Source organism: Priestia sp. SIMBA_032, from assembly GCF_046535215.1.
Lineage (GTDB): Bacteria > Bacillota > Bacilli > Bacillales > Bacillaceae_H > Priestia > Priestia aryabhattai.
This window is the reverse complement of the sequence record NZ_JAWRXD010000729.1, coordinates 1-269: the sequence shown is the minus strand read 5'-3', so window position 1 is coordinate 269 and position 269 is coordinate 1. Positions and strand designations below refer to the sequence as shown.

The window sequence follows — 269 nt, the reverse complement described above, 5'->3', positions numbered from 1 at the left end:
ACACGCTGTTGAGCTTCATGCCGGTCGCCGCGGGGATCTCGTCGGAGGTGTATTTGCCGTCCTCGTTGTTCCAGGCGGCGCATTCGGGCCGGTCGACCTGGAGATCGCGCGGAAAGGAGACGGCGACGACGCGGCTGCGGTCGGCCGGGATGTTCACCATGATCACGGTGTCCGAGCGGGCGCTGCCCTCGAAATCGGCACTGTCGCCGGCGCCGACGGTGCCGTTCTGTCCGGCGCGGGTATCGGTACCGACGATCAGGTACGTCTCG

The 269-nt window shown here is 67.3% G+C and carries 1 protein-coding gene; it reads right to left on the bottom strand.

All coding sequences use genetic code 11. The annotated features are described in order from the left end of the window. Nucleotides 1-269 (bottom strand): hypothetical protein (locus SB717_RS36210; protein WP_410907840.1); only part of this gene is annotated, 269 nt, incomplete at both ends.